The 17,566-nt window shown below is 46.7% G+C and carries 20 protein-coding genes and 1 tRNA gene; 7 read left to right on the plus strand and 14 right to left on the minus strand.

Going from position 1 to position 17,566, the window contains the following annotated elements; all coding sequences use genetic code 11:
• Positions 1 to 39: 39 nt before the first annotated feature.
• From flgM to QUE65_RS08030, 10 genes are all read right to left on the minus strand, one after another.
• Positions 40 to 372 (minus strand): flagellar biosynthesis anti-sigma factor FlgM, encoded by a 333-nt coding sequence (flgM, locus tag QUE65_RS07985; protein WP_215369706.1) that lies wholly within the window; start codon positions 370 to 372, stop codon positions 40 to 42.
• A 24-nt stretch (positions 373 to 396) separates the two neighbouring features.
• Positions 397 to 1,152, minus strand: a complete 756-nt coding sequence (gene flgA / locus QUE65_RS07990) for a flagellar basal body P-ring formation chaperone FlgA (RefSeq protein WP_286280533.1) — start codon at positions 1,150 to 1,152, stop codon at positions 397 to 399.
• Positions 1,149 to 2,645 carry a hypothetical protein gene (locus QUE65_RS07995; RefSeq protein ID WP_286280534.1) on the minus strand — a complete coding sequence of 499 codons (1,497 nt, stop codon included), beginning with the start codon at positions 2,643 to 2,645 and terminating at the stop codon, positions 1,149 to 1,151. Before QUE65_RS07995 ends, flgA begins: the two co-directional genes overlap by 4 nt.
• On the minus strand, positions 2,638 to 4,440 hold the full coding sequence (locus QUE65_RS08000; RefSeq protein WP_286280536.1) for a hypothetical protein: 1,803 nt from the start codon (positions 4,438 to 4,440) through the stop codon (positions 2,638 to 2,640). The genes QUE65_RS07995 and QUE65_RS08000 overlap by 8 nt, the downstream gene beginning before the upstream one ends.
• Positions 4,441 to 4,456: 16 nt before the next feature.
• Positions 4,457 to 4,861 carry a hypothetical protein gene (locus tag QUE65_RS08005; protein WP_215369713.1) on the minus strand — a complete coding sequence of 135 codons (405 nt, stop codon included), beginning with the start codon at positions 4,859 to 4,861 and terminating at the stop codon, positions 4,457 to 4,459.
• Positions 4,858 to 5,931, minus strand: a complete 1,074-nt coding sequence (locus tag QUE65_RS08010; protein WP_286280537.1) for a PDZ domain-containing protein — start codon at positions 5,929 to 5,931, stop codon at positions 4,858 to 4,860. Before QUE65_RS08010 ends, QUE65_RS08005 begins: the two co-directional genes overlap by 4 nt.
• Before the next feature lie 16 nt (positions 5,932 to 5,947).
• The gene (locus tag QUE65_RS08015) at positions 5,948 to 6,745 is read right to left on the minus strand and encodes a hypothetical protein (RefSeq protein ID WP_286280538.1); all 798 of its coding nucleotides are present in this window, start codon (positions 6,743 to 6,745) and stop codon (positions 5,948 to 5,950) included.
• A gap of 110 nt (positions 6,746 to 6,855) precedes the next feature.
• Positions 6,856 to 8,064 (minus strand): diguanylate cyclase domain-containing protein, encoded by a 1,209-nt coding sequence (locus QUE65_RS08020; protein ID WP_286282496.1) that lies wholly within the window; start codon positions 8,062 to 8,064, stop codon positions 6,856 to 6,858.
• Between the two features lie 14 nt (positions 8,065 to 8,078).
• The gene (locus QUE65_RS08025; RefSeq protein WP_286280539.1) at positions 8,079 to 8,828 is read right to left on the minus strand and encodes a PilZ domain-containing protein; all 750 of its coding nucleotides are present in this window, start codon (positions 8,826 to 8,828) and stop codon (positions 8,079 to 8,081) included.
• Positions 8,829 to 8,852: 24 nt separating this feature from the next.
• Positions 8,853 to 9,272 (minus strand): surface-adhesin E family protein, encoded by a 420-nt coding sequence (locus QUE65_RS08030; protein WP_286280541.1) that lies wholly within the window; start codon positions 9,270 to 9,272, stop codon positions 8,853 to 8,855.
• Between the two features lie 138 nt (positions 9,273 to 9,410).
• Here QUE65_RS08030 and QUE65_RS08035 point away from each other — a divergent pair, with 138 nt between their 5' ends.
• Entirely contained in the window at positions 9,411 to 9,791 is a 381-nt protein-coding gene (locus tag QUE65_RS08035; protein ID WP_215369724.1) for a hypothetical protein, read from the plus strand.
• Between the two features lie 28 nt (positions 9,792 to 9,819).
• Here the strand turns inward: QUE65_RS08035 and QUE65_RS08040 are convergent, their stop codons facing one another.
• Positions 9,820 to 10,083: a hypothetical protein gene (locus tag QUE65_RS08040; protein ID WP_286280543.1), complete on the minus strand. Its 264-nt coding sequence runs from the start codon at positions 10,081 to 10,083 to the stop codon at positions 9,820 to 9,822.
• A gap of 289 nt (positions 10,084 to 10,372) precedes the next feature.
• Here QUE65_RS08040 and QUE65_RS08045 point away from each other — a divergent pair, with 289 nt between their 5' ends.
• The 3 genes from QUE65_RS08045 to QUE65_RS08055 all read left to right on the plus strand — a co-directional run bounded on the left by QUE65_RS08045 (position 10,373) and on the right by QUE65_RS08055 (position 12,904).
• Positions 10,373 to 10,714 carry a bactofilin family protein gene (locus QUE65_RS08045; RefSeq protein WP_215369727.1) on the plus strand — a complete coding sequence of 114 codons (342 nt, stop codon included), beginning with the start codon at positions 10,373 to 10,375 and terminating at the stop codon, positions 10,712 to 10,714.
• Positions 10,715 to 10,823: 109 nt separating this feature from the next.
• On the plus strand, positions 10,824 to 12,218 hold the full coding sequence (gene rpoN, locus QUE65_RS08050; RefSeq protein WP_286280545.1) for an RNA polymerase factor sigma-54: 1,395 nt from the start codon (positions 10,824 to 10,826) through the stop codon (positions 12,216 to 12,218).
• Positions 12,219 to 12,283: 65 nt separating this feature from the next.
• A complete protein-coding gene (locus QUE65_RS08055) occupies positions 12,284 to 12,904 on the plus strand; it encodes a flagellar basal body-associated FliL family protein (RefSeq protein ID WP_286280547.1) in 621 nt (206 codons plus the stop codon).
• 19 nt (positions 12,905 to 12,923) lie between these two features.
• On the opposite strand, the gene QUE65_RS08060 is transcribed toward QUE65_RS08055, so the two are convergent.
• Positions 12,924 to 13,385 carry a hypothetical protein gene (locus tag QUE65_RS08060; protein ID WP_286280548.1) on the minus strand — a complete coding sequence of 154 codons (462 nt, stop codon included), beginning with the start codon at positions 13,383 to 13,385 and terminating at the stop codon, positions 12,924 to 12,926.
• Positions 13,386 to 13,517: 132 nt separating this feature from the next.
• Between QUE65_RS08060 and QUE65_RS08065 the strand changes: the two genes are divergently transcribed.
• Positions 13,518 to 14,612, plus strand: coding sequence for a hypothetical protein (locus QUE65_RS08065; RefSeq protein WP_286280549.1), 1,095 nt, complete (start codon positions 13,518 to 13,520; stop codon positions 14,610 to 14,612).
• A gap of 4 nt (positions 14,613 to 14,616) precedes the next feature.
• On the opposite strand, the gene QUE65_RS08070 is transcribed toward QUE65_RS08065, so the two are convergent.
• On the minus strand, positions 14,617 to 16,050 hold the full coding sequence (locus tag QUE65_RS08070) for a sensor histidine kinase (RefSeq protein ID WP_286280550.1): 1,434 nt from the start codon (positions 16,048 to 16,050) through the stop codon (positions 14,617 to 14,619).
• An 85-nt stretch (positions 16,051 to 16,135) separates the two neighbouring features.
• On the opposite strand from QUE65_RS08070, the gene QUE65_RS08075 reads away from it, so the two are divergent.
• Positions 16,136 to 16,978 carry a transporter gene (locus QUE65_RS08075; protein ID WP_286280551.1) on the plus strand — a complete coding sequence of 281 codons (843 nt, stop codon included), beginning with the start codon at positions 16,136 to 16,138 and terminating at the stop codon, positions 16,976 to 16,978.
• Positions 16,979 to 17,101: 123 nt separating this feature from the next.
• Here QUE65_RS08075 and QUE65_RS08080 read toward each other — a convergent pair.
• A tRNA-Ser gene (locus QUE65_RS08080) sits at positions 17,102 to 17,191 on the minus strand.
• A gap of 124 nt (positions 17,192 to 17,315) precedes the next feature.
• Between QUE65_RS08080 and QUE65_RS08085 the strand changes: the two genes are divergently transcribed.
• On the plus strand, positions 17,316 to 17,561 hold the full coding sequence (locus tag QUE65_RS08085; RefSeq protein WP_286280552.1) for an AbrB/MazE/SpoVT family DNA-binding domain-containing protein: 246 nt from the start codon (positions 17,316 to 17,318) through the stop codon (positions 17,559 to 17,561).
• Positions 17,562 to 17,566 lie beyond the last annotated feature (5 nt).

Genomic DNA, 17,566 nt, shown 5'->3' on the forward strand with positions numbered 1-17,566 from the left:
GCCATGAATGGCTTCAAGTTTTGCTTTCGCTTTAGAAAATTACTTGGCGCGAACTTTGCTACCAAGGGCAGCAATCGTATCGCCTAAGATGCCGTTGGCAATCTTTTGGTAGTCGATCTCAAATTCACCGGCATCGATCTTGGCACGGATTTTATCCAAGAGGACTTTATCCGTTGCCTTATCGGTTTTGAGCTCTTCCTTGATCTCAGCCAGTTTGGCCGTGAGACTAATATCAAGGCTGACTGCGGGGCCCTTGAGTGCCTCGGCCTTCGCATTGGGATTTTGGATACCAGGGGGCGATTTTTGAGCAACATCCACCCGGCCTGGCTCTTTGCCCGACGGAATGAGTGGTGTACTGTCGTTGATCTTCATCGCTTTCCCTTATAAGTCCGTACTTTAACGGTCTAGGGTCATTTCCACAACCCCGGGCCGTATCACCTTACCCTGCAATACCTGGCCATCGTTTAACCGAACCCGCACCATTTCGTTCATCATGCCTTGCGTTTGGGCGGTTCCGGTCCCGGTAACCTGGAAATCCCGACCTTTTAGCAAAATGGTAACCGGATCCCCTACTTTGATTACGGCAGTTTCTCGTAAATCGTTTAGCCCAATCGGCATCCCCATCTGGATGGGGCGGGTTAAGACCCGGTCGTCCGCCTCCCTGGGGCTTCGTAGAACGTCATCGGGCACCCCGGTGAGATCTCCGTTGGTGATGCGCATGTCCGAGGCCGATAAGCGGCTTCCGGCCTGTAAATAGCGGGTGGAGACCACATAATCCCCGTACACCCGGATCATCACCGGGATATTGAATAACCAGGCGGCTTTTAGGCAACGGGCCTGCACCACGCTGCGCCCCCAAAGACGCATATTGGGGGCCGATAAGACCTCAATCGTTCCTCCGGGGCAGGCTGGGAGCACCATGGAAGGCTCCAAAAAGTCCACTTCGGTCCGAAAACCAGCCACCGTCGGGCTTTTTTGGATAAAGCGCCGAATGTTGTTTTGCACCTCAAGCGGAATGCCTGGAACTTGCTGGGCAAGATTGGTAGGGGGATTGGCTTGGGATTGGGTTTGGGCTTGGGTTTGCGCGTCAGCCGCTTGGGTTCCAAAAAGGGCAAGCCCTAGGCAAAGCAATAGCGCGCGCAGACGATTCATCGTGTGAAGCGATCGATCGCTACCCAATAATGGGCTTGGCTATCGCCATCGAGTGCGATCCCGCCCAACCACGCCGGCTTCGAAATGGAACTGGGGATCTCGAGGTGGATGTTCATGGTCTGCATCCCAATAAACTCGTGGGCATAAAGCTCGTACAGTTGATTACCCACCCGCAGCTTTAGCTGAATCTTCGGTTCCTCAATCGAGCCGAGTTGATCCCAAACCGTTTTCTCGGACTCGAGAATGCGATCCGAGGAAAGGTATTGAACAGCGGGAATCGCATAGAGCTCGTGATGGCGGACCATGTTCACAATCGGCATCCGAATCAAGCTTGAGGGGCAACTCATCCGAATCCCTTGCTCCATGACCTCTATACTGCCCGCAATCGAAGCAAGCAAACCGCCAATCGCAACCACCTGGTCTTCGGTGGGAACGATGGCATCCAGATCCACAAAGATCATGGAGCCCTGCTCCACAGCAAAAATACTCGGGCATGGGGGCAAGATACTTAAGCAGGTCACAAGCGTTTGGGCAATATCGGGATCGGCATAGACCTCATCAATCAAAAGCTCATCGCTCAATCCCTCAAACCGTTTTTTGAGGGATTGCTGCCCAACCCGCACGATGTCATCTTGCTGGTCAGACAATAAATGATCGCTTTCACTGCGGCTCCAACCTTTAGCCTTTTGCGCAATCATCCGAACGGCTTGCAAACGATTTAGGGCGGCGCGACGATTAAAGCTGTATTGGCTATTTTGATCAATAAAGTTCGTAGCGATTGATTTATCAAGCGAACTCATATCGTTGATCTCCGTGGCGGCTACTGGGATAGTCAATGCAGTGTCAAGGGTAGCGATTCCATCACTTGCACTGGTCATCGGATTTAAAAAGGGTTTAAAAATGGCATCAAGGTCTTGAATGGTTTGATCCAGACGTTTATTAATGATGTCACTTTGGGTTGGGTAGTCAATGATCGGATCAACCACACTGCTTTGCGAAATTGCGCGGTGTTTAAAGGAATCCACCGCAGCGTGCGCATGGCTTAGGCTTGCATGCACCTCCGAGAGTGAATGGGCAATGCTTTGTTTGTTAAAGCGCAGCAACTGCTTCCAGAACTCCTTTTTTTGACTCTCCAGGTGCGTGAGGTCCGGAGTGTGAGTGTTCTCGCCATTTTCATCGGCCAAAACGGAGACGCTCTCGGTTTCAGCTCGCACAATCTCGACAAGATCGTGCACGAGCAGCACGAGCTCTTTACTACTTTTACTCTCGGCCTCATTTTGGGCATTACTCGGGCGATGATCTTTGAGTTGCTGACTCAGCTCGGTTGCAAAGTTCGAGAGCTCAACCATCCGCGCGCCGTCTAGGGCATTGGCTAAATCAACGCAATGCATGATGAGGCTATCAAAATTACCCAGTTCTTGCGATTGCGCAATGACCAAGCCTTCTAAGGCTCGATCAATGTCAACCAGAAACAGTGGGCGCTCTTCAGCCATGGTGATCAACCCACTTCTTCAGTGACGATACCGATTCGCCCAATTGCTCCAACTCGGCTTTCCATTCATCAAACGCAACGATCACCCGGTTTGCATCCTGCTCAAAGATTTGCAAGGAACCTGAACTTGAAATCGCAGCCTGTGATTTACGCATCCGTAAATCCAGTTCGTCATACAACTGCTTGACCAAGCCCTCAGACTGGGTGACGGTCGACTCCACTTCCTCAATTAAGCCATTCAATTTTTCGGTTTCGGCAGCCAGTTGTTTGCCAGAATGGTTATCCAAAATCGCGAGGTATAGACGAATGCCTTGTTGCTTGAGTGCATCAAAGGCTTCTTGGATTTGCTCGGGTACTGCAATGACCTCAATCGCTGATGAATCATTCTCAAGCTCTGGTGGATGCCCGACTTCGCCAGCTTGCCGACTCAGCATGGTGATCGATTGGCGCAGTTTAATTCCGAGTTCATTAACCGCATGAAATTGTTCACTAAGGCGATCTAATTCCTTATGGAGGTCATCCTTAAACGCAATCTGCTGCTTCGTGGAAATACGCTCGGCTTTCCGGTCCGATTGATTTTTGGTCCACCGTTGCGCAATCGATGATTTTGGAGTGCGATCGGTATACACCAAGGTCTTGCTTAAACGACTCACTACGGCAGCGCTAATGAGTGCCAAGAGGGATGACAGTACGCTAATGAGGAGCAAAATCGATGGCAAGTTACCGTAGTTGTCCTCGAGCGCCGTGGGTTGCAGGCCACTCTTTTGGGCGGCTAACCGAATACTGCGTGGATCTGCAGTGGCAGTACGAATCGCAATCAATTGCTTATTGAACTCTTGCAAGGCGCGCAGTGTGGGCTGAGCCTTGGTCTGCCACAAACTTGCCCTTAATTTGGTCGTCAGTTCAATGACCTTGGGATTTGGTTTGGCACCAGGCGCTGGCTTTTGCACGCTGGCATCCAACAAATTGCGCTGATCAATGGTCTCGGCAAAACTTTTATTCAGTTCGGTGAGGCTAGCGATGTCGGTGACGTTTATCTGCCACGCTTTACTGGCTTTGATAAAAGCATCGGCACTCACGGCCATCTTATAGAGCGGTGAATCCTCAGGGGTTTTTGTAAGGTCGAGGATGCCAGCAGGAGCCATAAACGGCGCTAAGGCTTGGGCCAGCACTTTAATGTTGTTGAGCTCAAGCTCTTGATTGGTGAGCGTGGTCACTGCGGCATCGACAATCGCAGCAACTGCAATCACATCGCTCGCATTCTTAAGAACCGGAATGGCTTGAGGTTCGGGTACTGCAACGATTGGCTCTTTAACCGATGGCTTGACCGACTCATCCAGCGCAGAAAAAATGGAGTGGGCTAAACCATCGAGAGCGCCAAAAAATGAGCTTGGTTTTGGCTCAACGGGAGCCTCTGAGTCTTTGGCAGCCTCTTTTGGCTTACTCACAATCTGCACTTGATCCAAAAACTGTTTAAGGTCTTTGTTGGATTTCTTAAGGCTGGCAAACCAAGCGGTTTCAAACGGATGGGGTCGATTGATTTGATCGGCAAGATCCTTTAATACAAATGGCAATTTCACGGCAATCGCTTGTTCTGCTGAGATTGCGTTGGCATAACGGTCTTCATTAACCCAATGGCGCTCTGCAAGAAAAGCAGCCATCCCCGTGAGGACCGACAAAATTAACAGGACATAGCTAAGAACGGACCATGAGCCCGAAGCTTTGGGGGCAACAAAGACCGCGTCCTTTACACCCTCATCGAGATTGGGTTTGTCCTGGGTATTGGCATTTTCCATTTCACTATCCACGCATTTAATTTGTCAGTACTTTGACAACAGAGTAATCGAAGCCACCATGGTGCACCGAGTTGCCTGACTCGCTCGCGCCCCCATGAAATGGTCCAGTAATTTTGCGCACCCTAAAGGCAGGCCCCATTCGGCCGCGATCTTTTAAAACAATCACCCAACTGGGATCTTCGCAGGCTCGTCCCCAATCCTGAAGATTGATTGAACTTTGCATGGGTTTTAAGAGGGCATGATGGGGCTTAAGGTAAACGGGCTCCCCCTCATGCACCACGATGCCATCCAAGCGTAGGGCATCAGCTGACTGCGGAGTCTGCTTACAAATGAACGTGGCATAAATCTGACGTGCAGAGATCGCACAATGCTGACCATTGATCTCGATGCCAAGCCAATACTCTATAAGAGGGCTATTCATGCTGAACTTTTATGCCTAAACGAGCGGTTATATAAGAACGATAACAGAGCAATCCCAAAGAACAATAAGGCAGCCACCAGGCCGCTAATAGCATCCCCAAAGCTACCCAAAATCTCAATCACCTTGTTTTCCAGCAAGCGGCGCTGACTGAAATAATCCTCCAGACTTTCAGACCAGCGTTTATGCTGCCATGCAATCAAATCGCTTGATTTAATCCGAATTGGCTTGGCGTTATTGAGATCAACCATTTCCGTACCTAAATTGTTGAGCTGACGTGCCATCTGCATCAAATTGTTGGCTGCATCAGTGCGCCAATCGGCGGGAATGGTGCTCATAAAATCATTTTTATATTGCTCAGCCAGTCGCTTGGCATCTTGCTCGGTAATGTAGAAAACATCCTCTGGGAGGGCAAACTTAATTCCTGTGTTGTTGCCATGAAAAATAATTCCCTTGGGGCTGCGTAAAATAATGTTTAACTCCCGCTTATCCCGCAACACTCGCAAAGAGAGTTCAGGGCTTGGCTTATCGCTAAGCGCGAGATAAAACCCCATCACGGATTCCAGCTTGGTGCCGCCCACGGTCAAAATCGTGTCGCCCACCTTGATCCCCGATTGCTCGGCCGGTGATCCGGTCTCGATCGCAGCAACCACGGGCTTAATGATCTGCAAGCTGGGCTTCGATAACTTATTTTCGTACTCCGAGAAAAACTCAAAGGTTCTCTGAATCGCAGCGTCCAGTGCAAGTGGCTGATCGGCAGGTGAATTAGCGGCCTTTGGGGGTTCGGGGGGAGCCTTCGCCGGATCGATCGGAGACTTCGCTGCCTCGGTATTTGCTTTTTGGGCAGGGTTAGCAGCCGGACGTTTGGTCGCCTTTTTCATCAGCATGTCATAGCGCTGCGGGCCAACAAAATCAGCAAAGCGGGGTTGCTTCACGGTTAAGGCATTAAATTGCATCGAGGCATCGGTTAGATCGCTAGCAGCACTGAATAAAACGCCCAGCGCAATGGCTAAGAGAAGGCTGGCAAAGCCCAAGAACCAACCATGCACTGTTTTTTTCACTTCGGTGGACATACGTCGTGACTAGTCTTTATTGTTTTTTACGAATCGCTTGATTCAAAATAAATCGGCTTTTTAAGGTCTCAACCTCACGATGCTCTGCCAAGAGTTGAACTTCCGTTTTGCGCTTATCCATTAAGAGTCGGCAACTCGCAATGTCATCAATCCAGTCGCCTGAGCGCATTTCAATGACGGCTTTCTCTAAAATCTCTCGACCTGTAGACTCATTGGCCTTGACCCGCGCAACTAATAATTTCACATCCTCGGGATCTCGCAAGATCAGTTCAACAAAATACGTTCTTGCAAATCGATAATTGATTGCACTCAGAGAGTACTGATGGTCTTGGAGCGTAAAGCGAATCAAAATACCGTCTTCAGCAACAATTGGCTCGACCGATAAATCAGTAATGCCCGCCTGACGATGCCATTCCAAATCGGTTTCTTGTGCCTCGGGTGATTTTTTAGGAAAAGCGCGGGTTTCGTAATAAATTTGATAGAGGGTCTCTGGAAACCGCTTCTCAATGGCTAAATTTTTTAAGACCTCGGCGGTGGAAGTAATGCGAAGACGCTCGGCCATCAAATCCAACTTCATATTGCTTATTTTTTGATTAATTACATCCTCTAGTTGATGGGTCTTTTGTAGACTACCCACCAACAAGGGTTCGAGTTTGACCTTTTCACTTTCCTCAGGCGAAACCGGTTTTTCTTCCTCTTCTTTTTTCTTCGTCAGTAAATCCCGCAAGAATACGATCGCGACAATGCAAAACAGGGTGGCACAAACCACCACAATCCATTTTCCAAGGGTCATATTCTGAAAGAATGCCAACATAGCGCTACCAAAACCTTTAGTTTAACGAATGCCCAATACCTGTTCAATGCTCCATAGCCCTATTCTAGACTGCGCCCATGAAAATCAATGCGAGTCCTTATAGGGTGGAGTTAAAGGCTTTTATAAGGTCCTTGGAAATATTCGCAACCCAATTCGGCTAGGGCCAATTGAATGACAGCATCATGAATGGAATTTTGTGCAATGGGGATTTGGCCCATGGTCTTAGCCAAGGCAACAATACCCTCAATCTGTGATCGGGCGCGTACGTCATCACAAATCCGATCGCATAAATGTACAGAGAGCTTAACTAAGGAAAAAAATGGTTCGCACTGACTGCCAAAACGCGATTGAGGGCGCCCATAATGATCCAAGCACAGCATAATCTCAGCCTCACTCATCGCCCGATAAAAATGATCCACCACCATCGGGCTTGACTGCAAAAATGATTCATCCATTTCGAGGCAAATCGTTTGAGCGGGAAGCGCATGATTCACGACATACGCTTGGAGCATTTGGGTAAACGATTGAATCAGTGCCATATCCTGCATAATCAAACGCTGCGGTACATCAATGGCCAAACGAAATGGCGTATGACCCGAAACGAACGATGCTGCACGGTGCAATCGTAAGCGCTCTAAGTAATGAAACCATTGCGCCAAATCCATGCACGCTGCAGGCAATCGAATTTCTGCACCAACACAACTCTGATGACTATCAATCTGCATCGCTGCCGCGAACGAAGTAGCCTGTGCACTAATGACCTCGGGCGGCAGCGCATCTGCCATCCGCAGCGCATTTCCACCGCTGCGCTTGGCTTCACGGAGTGCATCATCAGCACTCTTGATCAGTCCCTCAAAGGTGGATTGCGTATCGATTGGACAAGATCCAATACTGATTGTGATTGAATAGAGTCTCCCATCAATCCGATAGGGCTCTTGCATGCGCGCTAAGAGTCGCTCACAGATGGCTTGACCTTGCATCGAAGCATCCGCAGCGGATAGATCAGACAGAATGACGATGAACTCATCACCACCAAAACGGCATACCAAATCATGGGCCCTGAGAAGCGATGCGAGCCGTTGGGAAAATGCACTTAAGAGAGAGTCGCCAAATGCATAACTAATTTGATTGGCTTGTTTAAAGCGATCGATGTCGACAAAACAAAATAGCGCGGTTCCATCGAGTTTTTGCAGTAAGTTGGGAAGGGATTCCTCGACGTAGCGTCGATTGGGTAATTGGCTTAAGGGGTCAACATAAACCAAGCGCTCAATTTCATGTTGACTTAGCGATTGAAGCTGGGATTGACGAACCTCAATCATCGCCAATCAATCGCTTAGTCGTACCACGATGCGTTGAGGTACCAACGATTTAATTTCGAAGCGACGCGGGCATTCTCAATCGCACTGCGCGTACTTTCCATTTCCTTTAAAACCCGAGTGTTCGGTTCGTACAATTCACAACCGACCCGAATGCGATCTAGCTGAGCGCCTGGGCGATTATTCTTAATTTGTAAATCGATTGGGCCAGAGCGCGACTTTAGGCGCTCAAAATAGCAGTCATGCCAATAGCGCCCAATATCCACTTGGGTGGCATCTAAACGAATATCGAGCAGCATACCCCCAGAACTGATATCAATCACTTTGGTCAGTAACTCCTGGCCAGCGCCAAGGCTTAGAACAAAGTTAAAGTCCTCATCCGGTGGACCCAATGTACGAAACTGTTTCCGACGCTGAATCAGAATTAATTCATTGGGTATAGCTGCAATTAGCTCGCCCTTTTCATTGGCTTTGACTATTTGGGCTTTGAATTGCATCTTGCCGTTGGGACCGCATAACACCGCCATTTGCTCGCTACCGATGAATTCAGCGACGCTGCCGCCATGAAGCTTAAACATGAGACCTTGGGCCGGATCGACCCGCAAGAGCTCCATGGGCACGCCCAGATCGGTAGCGCTCGGATAAAAACCGCCATAGGGCTGACGTTCCCCCTCCCGCTCGATGGTTTTTGCGATAAAGCGTGGATCGATTTTCCAATTTGGATCGATGACAGCCGGGGTTTCGGGAGGGTATATATTAAATTTCATAACCCATTAGTTTAAACAAGCCTGCTAGGAACCGCACACAATGCCTTTAATAATTTCCATTGCCGACCCCTCGGGGACCTCGCGCTCTTTGAGGTCAAAACCGGAGTCGGTCTGCAAGAGAGGCTTGCCCAGCGCGTTAGGCTCTCCATAACGAATCAGTGCCAAAGTAGAGAACCGATTCTTGCGGCAATCAAATAGCACATTGCGACGCGTAGATAAAACGGTAAGCGGGGGCTGGTTAGGGTCTGGGTAAAAGTTCGTTAATACCCAAACCTTTTTCCAATCGGGCGGTAAGTTTTTAACCGAGCTTTTATAGATGTAAATACTATGGGTCTTGGTATCTAGGATCGGTTTTAGATCTGCCATCAATGGTTGAGCCTGTGTAGCTCCAGCCCAAAGCCATACCAAAGCAAGTAACCAATAAATTCCTTGATTGGATATCATTGAAAATGATTGCAGCGCGGTAGTATGGTTTTTGGTTAACATAGAGCAGTAATGATCAACATCCCTAGGCAAACCCCATATCCTTGATGGGCTTACGAATCTAGGCACTTAGTGTAGAGGAATTATAAGTACATCCTTATGAAGCCCGAACATTTTTCTAGGCACGAACAGTACCTAAAAACCGCTAAACAGATTGAATTGGCTCACCGTTCCTATCTGGAGGCAATGCGCGCCATCGAGGATGAAAAAGACGATGCGACGATCTATGCCCATATTAAAAAAGCCAATGCGGCAATCGAATCGGCTTTCCCTGAGAAATTTAATCCCCCTGCCAGACCACCAAGCATTAAGGCTAACGAAGAAAAAAAGAGCAAGAATCTACTCCTAATCCTTGGGGTCGCATTTGCTGTGTTGGGAGTTTTGCTACTCTTAACTCTGTTTGGCCCTACCGGCGATATGACTAAAAACTGGAATCCCGAAGACGTCCAGAAAAACACCATTTACCCGCGCTCTCAATAAAACTAATCCAGCTTGGGCAAAGTATCGATTAGGCGTTTGGCGCCGCCTCGGGGTTTTCTGCGCTTGGTGGCAATGCTGCCTCCTCGCTAGCAACCTCAGCTGCCGCTGGAGCCGCTGGAGCCGCTGGAGCCTCCTTACCATTTGAATGCAGTGGTGGAGCCTCTGAGCAGTTTTTAATCCAATACCGAGCCGCTGCAACGCTTGTCGTATAAAACTTAATCTTGCTCTCCCGCATCACGGTATAGAAGCGCTGGCTACTGATGCGAGATTCTTGAATGAGATGAGACGACATGACGATTTACCTTAATTGATCCTGGTAATTTTATATAACGGCAAAAAGCATGTCACCCATTAACCGATTCCCGGCATCAATAATTTAAAGATATGAATCAAGGAGTTACCAACATATGGATGAATTAGTTTTGCATTCATAAAGTTAGTATCCATTTACATTGCTGACTTGAAGGCCCCTTCTGATACCTATTTGGGCTGACTAATGCACATGCCAATTGATTATCCGGTGAATAATTTTGTAGAATCAAGGCATTAGCAATTTGCCCTCAAAAAAAGGAAAAGAAAAAATGGCTGAAAACATCAAACCCGGCTCACTATTCGTTGGTGAGGGTGTGGTCATTAAAGGTAATTTTGATGTGCCCGATATGGCTGCCATTGCCGGGTTGGTCGAGGGTGAGCTAACAACAAAGCAAGTCATGGTCGACTCGTCTGGGGTGATCAACGGCAAAGTGAATGCAGAAACCGTCGAGGTTCGTGGCGAAATTACGCAGGGCCTTTCAGTGACCGACCATTTAACGGTTTACGCTACCGGCAAAATTACTGGCACCATTGAGTATTCGCAAATCAGCGTAGAAAAAGGTGCGCATCTCACTGGCGATCTAAAAGTCATTAGTAAGCCGAGTTATTAACTCGCACGTGGGGCTCATCCCCCAACGCATTTACCCTGAAGTGCAAGCCATGCCATTCGGCCTTGGCCCTTAATTTGGTTACGCCATTGCTTTCTTCTAGAATAAATCCATGAAGATTGCACTCAAAACTCAATTTAGCCAGCATCTTGCGCTAACCCCGCAATTGCAGCGCTCTATTGAGTTATTGCAAATCTCATCAGCCGAATTGGAAGAGGAGCTTGCCAAAGCAGCTGAAGAAAACCCCCTCTTGGAATATGCACCACCAGATCAGCACAAAGAAGATGGGGATTTGTCTGGCAAAGCCGAAGTCATGCAAGCCAATTGGACATCAAGCGCCCCAAGCTCGCGTGACGATGATGAGGATTGGGATACTCGCCATGAGCAACAGGCGCAGACCACTTCCCTTCTGAACTATCTTGAGGAACAAATACAGTCTTTACGCCTCGATCCCGCAAAAAAAGGATTTATCTTTTATCTTGCAGGCTGCCTAGATGATCGCGGTTATTTATTGGAGTCATTAGACGATTTAGCCATCGAGATCCATCAATCCTTGCAGTTGACTCCTGCAGCAGCTTTGTCGCAATTGCAAGAGGGCTTAACCCAACTGCAGCAGCTCGACCCCGCCGGCGTCGGCGCTCGCTCGCTAAGCGAGTGCCTGAGCTTACAAATACAACGACGAATGACCACTGATCTGGAGCATAAAAATTGCCTAGAACTCGCATTTTTACTTGCCCAGAATCACCTCACCAAAATTGCACAAAAAGATTGGGGGAAACTGAGGCAACTCTTTAAACAATCCGAGTCAGCCATTCTTGAAGCGGTTGCCATTATTAAATCATTGCAACACAACCCCGGCCTGCGCTTTGATACCAATGTAGAGCAGTGGGTGACACCTGACGTGGTGGTAAAGCTAAACACCAAAGGGAAGTGGGTGGTTCATTCGAATCAAGCATTCAAACCCCGCCTGACGTTAAACCAAGAATACAGTCGGATTCTGAAAGAAAATAATTCCAAAAAGAGTAATTCTGCGTTACACCAAAAAATGTTGGAGGCCCGTTGGTTAATCAAAAATATTGAACAACGCGAAGAAACGATCCTAAAAGTTGCGCAAGCAATCGTTGAGCGCCAACAAAATTTTTTCCATCAAGGCAATATTGCGATGAAACCCATGGTTCTGCGTGAAATCGCCAGCGCAATTGGTATGCATGAGTCGACCATATCGCGTGTTACCAATAACAAATACTTAGCCTGTCCAGCAGGAATCTTTGAATTTAAATATTTCTTTAGTGCTCAATTGAGTTCAGATAAGGGTGGATCGGTCTCGGCAACTGCAGTGCAATCGTTAATTAAGCAAATCATCACGGCCGAAGCCCCTAAAAAGCCAATCTCCGATAATCAAATCACCAATTTACTGGCTTCCCAAGGTTTTACCGTGGCCCGCCGTACGGTCGCCAAGTACCGTGAGCAATTGCGGATTCCTCCAGCCCACCTTCGTAAAAACTAGATTGCGCCATAAGCCTTTAGAATAAGCTTACCCTCATGACTCGCTGAGCTATTCCACCACTTGCTATGCCAAAACTTCCATCATTAAAGCTCACCCGAAAATCGTTGATTGCGATTGGCGCGGTTTTATTGGCATTGATTGCCGTTGGTGGATTTTTAGCTTATCAAGAGAATGAGCATCAAAAGAAATTAGCCGAGATTGAAGAAAATAAATTAGAAAATAAAATTATTAAGGCGAGGAAATACCGAGAAAAGAATCCATTTGACAACCATTATGTGAAAGTCTCAAGTCATTTTTATAACCGTATTCAAGTCAACGTCAAAGACGGGAAATATCGCAGTTATGCAACGGCAGAACTGGTATTGAAAGTTCAAAATAGCTCTGTCAAAAGTGCACTAAAAGATATTCTTCCTTTAATTGAGCACAAAGCAAACACGATTCTCGGTTCAATTCCAGCCGACGAGCTTCGCACAACCGCAGGACGCAACAAGATCGCACAGCAATTGTTACTGTTTTCAAACGATCTACTTGATCCTCAGCTCACCGCGATTTATCTCAAACAAAATAATGCCGGCTCAACAAAACCCAATCCAGATGAGACTGCAGAAGATTTTCCACTTGAGATCACGGTCGAAGATCTTCCAGTGCAAGCGGTTTTATTTGAAGCATTTATGATTAATCGTTAATCAGTGCTTCAATAAATACTTACTCTAAGACTTCCCATTGACCAGCCAATTTCTTGTGATAAGGCTCGTGATAGCGCAGTAAGGCAATCTCATCGGCAATAATCCCAGTATTCAGAATTCGACCACAGACCGACGCCAATGATTGACGGTTCCATGTTTTGTCAGGTCTCTCGAGCCAAGCATTGATTCCTTTTTCAACCTTAATGAAATGATCCATTGCACCGATCATCAAGGTAATGTCTGCAGCGTAGCTTAGCAATATCCGTGCTCGGGTTGATTGATCTAGCAAGGGAACCTCAATCACTATGTAAGGAAGCGCAAATGCCAAGGCCCGATGTTTGCGGACATTGCGAAAGTAGACTTGCTTGGTAATCGCCCAAGCATCACTTGAATTAATTAATGAGTTCTGAAAAATCCATTTTTTTGACCAAAAGAACATGCATTGCGATTGCTCAAGTTCCTTGATGATGGATTTTGTCATGACTTTTTGCATGGATTTCCGATCGGACATCAATTAAAAGCTCGCTTTTTGTTATCCATTTTATAAACAGTATTTGCTATTATTACTCAGGATTTCAACAAACTTTAGCTTAATCATCCTGGAGTAATCGGTATGGAATTTATAAAACTATTAAAAGCAGGTTCCATCATTAGCGGCATTAATTGGTCGATCTACTTAATCCATGAGTGGGTCCATTTCGCAATGAATAACCCACCAGAAGTGGTTACTGAAGGTAATCCTGTCTTTTTAGGCCTCATCGCCCAATCCCTAGCGAGCCTTAGTCTCATTGGCTTTGGCATCCTCTACAAATCGAGAACCGCTAACGATGCCGATGGTTCAAAAACCATCCCCAAACCACGCTTAACTGCCCCGCCCACCAACTTTAGTAAGCCCACTGAACTGCCAGTCACTGAAATAGCCAAACCCCAAAACGCGGTTTCGCAAACTACGCCGCCCGTAACCCCTCGCATCGAGCCTGGGTTTGCAAGCCCGAAGCCAGTGATTGAACCTGTAGCCATGAGCCCCGCCCCCAAAGTAGCTAAGCCTCTAAGCGCGGAGAGCCCAAAATCCGATCATCGCTTACTCATTTTGTTGCTATTGATTGTGGGCATGATCGCCTCTGCCATTTATTTCATCAAACAAAAACCGGCTGATGAGCCCGAGGCGATTGTGAAAACTCCAACCGCTGAAGAAAAACCAAGTGACCCTCAACCTCAGGCCCAGCCCCAACCGGCTTCTAAACCAAACCTGGTTGCGAGCGAACCAATCAATAAACGCTGGCTTGGCAAATGGTTAGACACCAATAATCAAATCACCATCTCAAGTGAGGCTCTTGTCATCACGAATTTAGAGACCAAAACGGATATTTCTTTTAAATGGTTAGGTACCGAGCCTAGCGAAAATCCTCAAGAACCTATTTTCTACTACGCCAAAACGATCAAGAAGTCCGAATTAGTGAATACATATGAAAAATATGTGGGTAGCGTTGCTAGTCCAAATGAAGAACAACGAAATCAATTTGAGCAAGTAAAAAAGATGGTGGAGGGCCTAAGTGAAGGTTCATACCGCATGATTCGCTTAAAAATGAGCTGGAGCTCTAGCGTTTATCGTTCCTTTATTTTTGATCAAAATAATGTATATCGATTGGATTTTGATCCTCAAGAACGTTTAACGGCGATTGTTCGTTATCGCAAGGTTAACGAGTGATTGATTAACTTAGGCCCGGGAACTCAATTTCGAATGCTGCACCTTGATTGAAATTCTGGTCAAAATTAATCTTTCCCCCGTTACGCGTCACGATATATTGGCAAAGCCATAAACCCAAGCCCATCCCTTCGTGTTTTGTGGTTGCAAATAGATCAAAGAGACTATCTTGCCGATCGATTGGCACACCGCAACCATTATCTTCAATTCGAATAATGGATTTTTCCTCATGCCGTTTAGCAATCAGATGAATCCGTTTAGGCTCATTGCTTGAGCGCTCTAAGGCCTGTGCTGAATTATTCAATAAATTCAAAAATAGTTGCTCTGCCTCACCAAAACTTAGTGGGATTTGTAATCCCGACTGAATATCCACCTTAATTTCGATTCGCCGACGCGTAAACTCTGACTTCGATAGAATCAAGACCGAATCAATCGCATCTTGAACCGATACATTATTAGGTATTGCTGAATATTTTTCAGTAAAAATTAATTTTAGGATCTTAATAATCTGAGCAGCGCGCATATTATCGCGCTCAATCTCTTTGGCAATCTGTTTGACTTGCTCACGATCAATTTGTGGTTCCTGAATCTTTTTTTGCAAATATTCACTATTAATTTGAATGGCCCCGAGAGGTTGATTGATTTCATGCGCAATCGAGGCTGATAGGGCGCCAGTGGTAATCGTTTTATTGGCCCTCAAAAGCGAGATGATGAGCGCCTCTCGCTCTTGTAATAGATTCTTTACGTCTTCCGTTTCGCTAACCGTTAAGCGGTTCTCAAGGGCTAATTTTTCAGACCAATAGCCCCAAATCGCGATGAACGATATTGTGTTCATCAAAATTTGACCATAAGTAAAAATGATGAGTAGTTGCGGTAATTGCTCCATGGTATTAATTGGATGGTTCGAACCCAATAAAATAATAAGTCGTGGGACCAAAAAGAGTGCCTCACCAATCGCTGCATATTGAAAATAGCGCAATTGCTGCAAACCCAAATCCCGATTGACCATACGAGCTTCTCGGATCTGCCAGGCAAGAATAATTGCATAAGTCGAGACCACAAATATCGTACGCGCCTCGAATGTCCAATTCTGTCTAAGGTATTCAAAGAAAAGTCCATAACAAAGAATTGAGAGTCCTAAGGCTAACTTTAAGGTCTTGCTCACTGAATGATGAAATGAGTAAAAAAATAGACCTTGAAAAATTGCTGCCGCATAAAACAGGGTATTGGCCGGCGTGAATATGGGTGGGACTTTTTGAATATCATCGGTATTTAAAAGTCCAATCGCAAAAAATGTGAGCCCAGTTACACTCGTGATAAGAGCCAATATCCAATAGGGATTTGGTTTTGATTCGCCTTTGAGATAATGCAGGATGCCAAGCAGTAGTCCAAACTGAATGGCTGCAAAGATAAAGAAATTTAATGCTAGTAAAACTTTCATATTCGCATCGTACTTGAATTGCCTACTTAATCCACAAATGGCCAAATCAGCTAAATTTTGCCTCCTTGTATATGGAGCGCTCAGCGTGCTCAGTAGCCATGCACTCGCAATTGATCTACAGCCCAACGATATCGTGGCTCCGACCCCTGACCGAACAGCGATTTCAATCTCTTATGTCAATGCTCAAAATACCACTTTGTATGTCAATAATGTGCCTACCGGCGCATCACCCAATCTAGAATCCAACCTTGGGATCGTTCGCCTTGGTCATACCTATACCATTGGCTCATTACCTGCGGTAAGTTATGTGCAAGTGGGTGGCGGCACGTTATCTCCGGATGGATCCTTGTCAGCCTATCCAGCAAGCCAAGGCATGACTGACACCACCATTGCAACAGCAATTTGGCCTTATGCAAACCATATAACGCGCACTTATTTTGGCGTCGCAGCCTATCTATCCCTTCCTACTGGCGAGTATTCCTCGACCAAAGCCTTCAATCTTGGTAATAATCGCTATAGCCAGGCATTGCAGCTTGGTTATCAGCGGCCCATAACCAAGAGTGTGGATGGTGCATTTGCTTTTGATACGGTTTGGTACGGAGCTAATAGCCAATGTGCGGCTGCCTGCTCCTCAGCAACAAACTTGCAGTTCACTCAGAAGCCTCTCTATAGCAGCCAAATTGGTCCCATTTACCGCATTAACCAAACTTATACCGTTGCTGCAACTTATGTCTATGTCACCGGTGGAGAAACTGCGTTTAATGGCATTGAGCGAAACAATACCGTAGTGACCCAGCGCTACTTTGTAAGCGGTGTTGCTTACACCAAAATTGGACGCTTCATGCTTCAGTATGGCAACGATATCGCAACAATGAATGGCTTTATGGAGAGTCGGCGCTTAGCGTTGAGGTACACCAAATCTTTTTAAGCAGGCCGATCTTACTTCGAATGCTGCGATCCCCAGTACTTTTGCATTTCAATAAATAAAACTATGCAATCAAGCGATTGATGATCGAGGTGACGAGAAGTAGCATGGGGAACTTTTAAGTACTGGCGGAGAGGGTGGGATTCGAACCCACGGTAGGCTTGCACCTACGCCTGATTTCGAGTCAGGTACATTCGACCACTCTGCCACCTCTCCGACTCAAACTGAATTATAGCCAACCCTCTGAATTAGCTGGGATTGGCATTGACCCAAATGATGGCTGCCTTTATAATGTATCTACATTAAAAGATATACATTATTCAAATTCTAGGACCAGTTCATGAATATTCAAATCTCCAAATGGGGCAATAGTCTTGCATTGCGGATTCCCCAGCATCTCTTAAAAGAGGCAAATTTGACAGAGGGTGATTTTTTAAGCGCAAGCCTTACGCCCGATGGAACGATTGTGTTGCGCTCCAAGCACGTTGACCGTAAATCACTAATTCGTGAGCTCCATGAATTGCGTGAATCAATGCCGATTGGCAAATCGGTGATCAAGCAATTGCGCGACTCAGCTCGATACTAATTTCA

This window comes from Polynucleobacter sp. HIN8, from assembly GCF_030297615.1.
Lineage (GTDB): Bacteria > Pseudomonadota > Gammaproteobacteria > Burkholderiales > Burkholderiaceae > Polynucleobacter.

Excerpts from the sequence above, each read along its gene's own strand:
- flgM (WP_215369706.1), bottom strand. The coding sequence starts at position 372 with ATGAAGATCAACGACAGTACACCACTCATTCCGTCGGGCAAAGAGCCA.
- flgA (WP_286280533.1), bottom strand. The coding sequence starts at position 1,152 with ATGAATCGTCTGCGCGCGCTATTGCTTTGCCTAGGGCTTGCCCTTTTT.
- QUE65_RS07995 (WP_286280534.1), bottom strand. The coding sequence starts at position 2,645 with ATGGCTGAAGAGCGCCCACTGTTTCTGGTTGACATTGATCGAGCCTTA.
- QUE65_RS08000 (WP_286280536.1), bottom strand. The coding sequence starts at position 4,440 with ATGGAAAATGCCAATACCCAGGACAAACCCAATCTCGATGAGGGTGTA.
- QUE65_RS08005 (WP_215369713.1), bottom strand. The coding sequence starts at position 4,861 with ATGAATAGCCCTCTTATAGAGTATTGGCTTGGCATCGAGATCAATGGT.
- QUE65_RS08010 (WP_286280537.1), bottom strand. The coding sequence starts at position 5,931 with ATGTCCACCGAAGTGAAAAAAACAGTGCATGGTTGGTTCTTGGGCTTT.
- QUE65_RS08015 (WP_286280538.1), bottom strand. The coding sequence starts at position 6,745 with ATGTTGGCATTCTTTCAGAATATGACCCTTGGAAAATGGATTGTGGTG.
- QUE65_RS08020 (WP_286282496.1), bottom strand. The coding sequence starts at position 8,064 with ATGATTGAGGTTCGTCAATCCCAGCTTCAATCGCTAAGTCAACATGAA.
- QUE65_RS08025 (WP_286280539.1), bottom strand. The coding sequence starts at position 8,828 with ATGAAATTTAATATATACCCTCCCGAAACCCCGGCTGTCATCGATCCA.
- QUE65_RS08030 (WP_286280541.1), bottom strand. The coding sequence starts at position 9,272 with ATGATATCCAATCAAGGAATTTATTGGTTACTTGCTTTGGTATGGCTT.
- QUE65_RS08035 (WP_215369724.1), top strand. The coding sequence starts at position 9,411 with ATGAAGCCCGAACATTTTTCTAGGCACGAACAGTACCTAAAAACCGCT.
- QUE65_RS08040 (WP_286280543.1), bottom strand. The coding sequence starts at position 10,083 with ATGTCGTCTCATCTCATTCAAGAATCTCGCATCAGTAGCCAGCGCTTC.
- QUE65_RS08045 (WP_215369727.1), top strand. The coding sequence starts at position 10,373 with ATGGCTGAAAACATCAAACCCGGCTCACTATTCGTTGGTGAGGGTGTG.
- rpoN (WP_286280545.1), top strand. The coding sequence starts at position 10,824 with ATGAAGATTGCACTCAAAACTCAATTTAGCCAGCATCTTGCGCTAACC.
- QUE65_RS08055 (WP_286280547.1), top strand. The coding sequence starts at position 12,284 with ATGCCAAAACTTCCATCATTAAAGCTCACCCGAAAATCGTTGATTGCG.
- QUE65_RS08060 (WP_286280548.1), bottom strand. The coding sequence starts at position 13,385 with ATGACAAAATCCATCATCAAGGAACTTGAGCAATCGCAATGCATGTTC.
- QUE65_RS08065 (WP_286280549.1), top strand. The coding sequence starts at position 13,518 with ATGGAATTTATAAAACTATTAAAAGCAGGTTCCATCATTAGCGGCATT.
- QUE65_RS08070 (WP_286280550.1), bottom strand. The coding sequence starts at position 16,050 with ATGAAAGTTTTACTAGCATTAAATTTCTTTATCTTTGCAGCCATTCAG.
- QUE65_RS08085 (WP_286280552.1), top strand. The coding sequence starts at position 17,316 with ATGAATATTCAAATCTCCAAATGGGGCAATAGTCTTGCATTGCGGATT.